The 1,907-nt window shown below is 55.8% G+C and carries 3 protein-coding genes; all 3 read right to left on the bottom strand.

Going from position 1 to position 1,907, the window contains the following annotated elements; translation table 11 throughout:
• Positions 1–190 precede the first annotated feature (190 nt).
• Positions 191–736: a DUF6624 domain-containing protein gene (locus THIDRDRAFT_RS23095; protein ID WP_007043367.1), complete on the bottom strand. Its 546-nt coding sequence runs from the start codon at positions 734–736 to the stop codon at positions 191–193.
• Between the two features lie 329 nt (positions 737–1,065).
• Positions 1,066–1,786, bottom strand: a protein-coding gene (locus THIDRDRAFT_RS26995) for an IS5 family transposase (RefSeq protein ID WP_425358454.1) whose coding sequence is annotated in 2 segments (ribosomal slippage) — positions 1,066–1,489 and positions 1,488–1,786 — 723 coding nt in all. Because the reading frame shifts where the segments join, the coding sequence is not laid out codon by codon here.
• Positions 1,749–1,907 (bottom strand): IS4 family transposase (locus tag THIDRDRAFT_RS23080; protein ID WP_007043364.1); only part of this gene is annotated, 159 nt, incomplete at its 5' end. The genes THIDRDRAFT_RS26995 and THIDRDRAFT_RS23080, both read right to left, overlap by 38 nt.

Raw genomic sequence — 1,907 nt, 5'->3', positions numbered from 1 at the left:
GCCGCACGCAGCTCAGCCAGCTCTTCATCGCTCAGTCGGTAGTCGTTCATGCCTGGAGATTACCATGGCGGGCAGACGGTTAACGAGGGAGCCTGAGCCGAAAATTCGTATGAAACGGGTATAACGCAGAGCGCACCGGCGACCTTGACGCAGCAAAGCGGAGACAAGGGCGTCCGAGTGCCGCATTTTGTTAACTGGCTTGCTCGACATTGGCACGGCGCTTCCGCTCCTGCTCCGTCATTTGTTCCTGGCGTTCCTCAAGGGAGTTCAGCCCAAGACGCGCACGGCGTTCATTTACCGTAGCAGAATCCTCAATAGGAAACGGTGTTGGCCAACCGTTTTCGTCAATATCAAACTGGGTACCGTAGTATTGAGTCTTGCCGGATAGAGTACGCACCCGATCTTGGAGAAATGCCAACTGCCAGCCCGCTACATCCTCTCTCGCGACGGCATCTTCTAGTAGCGAGACACACTCATCCATGAACTCAGGATCTGAAACAGAATGCTGAACGACCAGCCATGCGGCTTTGGCAGCCTCTTCCCCAACTAGCGAAACGCCAGGCCAACCGTGAACACCAATAATCTCTTTTAGGCGAGAAGCATTCTGGTCATGCAGAGCTTTCATCCGGGGATGATAAGAGTCCAATGGCAGTTCTCCGGAATCGAAGAGTTGCTGCAACAACCGCTGGTCTGCGGTCATCATCGTAACCAACTCATCCGCAAGATTTTGGTTCATGGGCTCTTTCCCAGTTAACAATTGATTCTACCGTTTCCGTGTAACGTACCACCTCTCGTGAGGTGTTGGCGCGAGAACCACTCTCGCGGTGGAAAATTTCCGTCTATCCTGGTTCGATCGGTGTGATAAACAGAAGGACGGCTATATGCTTGCGTCGGTTCCCGCCCGAGTTGTCCTTGCGGTTCGACGAGACCTTGTTGCGGCGAGTTCGAGAACTCCGGTGAGGGTCGGACGCGGTTTGCGGACGGGTTGGGAAAAGCCCGATCGGGCTGATGGCCTGCGCATAGCGGTCATGCGGCAATTGTTGAGCGCTGGGTTAGGGCCTGTCATCAATTAAGCAGGACGCATGCTGAGGCTAAGTGCACACCGGCGAGAAAGTTGCGAGACAACTTGTCATATCGGGTGGCAATCGCTCTGAACTGCTTGATCTTCGAGAAAAAGTTTTCAATCAGATGGCGCGCTTTATACAATTCCTTGTCGTAAGCGCGTTGGACCAGGCGGTTGCGCTTCGGTGGAATCACCGCTATCGCCCCGCACGCTTCTAACACATCAAGCACCCGCTCATCCGCATCATAGGCCTTGTCCGCGAGCAGTGCTTCGACCTCCAGATCGACCAGCAAGTGATCGGCACCGGCCAAATCCGAGGCCTGTCCTACCGTCAGATAAAAACCCGTCGGGTTACCCAAGGCATCGGTTCGAGCATGAATCTTCGTGCTCAATCCGCCTTTACTGCGCCCGATGGCTTGCTCTCCTTTTTTTGGGAGCTCCTGCACTGTGTTGATGAGCGCGCACGATGGTGCTGTCGAGCATGGCGTATTCGTTGTCTGCATCTGCGCCCAGAATCGCGAACACGTGCAGCCAGACACCATGCCGTGCCCAGCGCGAGAAGCGGGTGTGCACGACGCGAAAATCACCAAACCGTGCCGGCAGATCGCGCCACGGGATGCCCGTGCGATAGCGGTAAATAACCGCCTCGACAAACAAGCGATTATCGCGGGCAGTGACCATAGCTTTACCCATAACTCGCCCCTGCGGAACGCTGAGCCTCAAGAGCGAGCACGAAATCAGCCGCGCGTTGCAGCCCGATCCACAGGGATTGCGGTCCCGGGAAGCCATCACTTTTTCGGTTGAGGAAGCCACCGAGGGTGGCCACCATGCGGACCATGGTATC

The organism is Thiorhodococcus drewsii AZ1 (assembly GCF_000224065.1).
Lineage (GTDB): Bacteria > Pseudomonadota > Gammaproteobacteria > Chromatiales > Chromatiaceae > Imhoffiella > Imhoffiella drewsii.
Note: the sequence above shows the minus strand (reverse complement) of the source record. Positions and strands in the feature narration are given on the sequence as shown.

Bases quoted from the DNA above. Each gene is read 5' to 3' on its own strand.
- THIDRDRAFT_RS23095 (WP_007043367.1), bottom strand. From the start codon at position 736: ATGAACCAAAATCTTGCGGATGAGTTGGTTACGATGATGACCGCAGAC.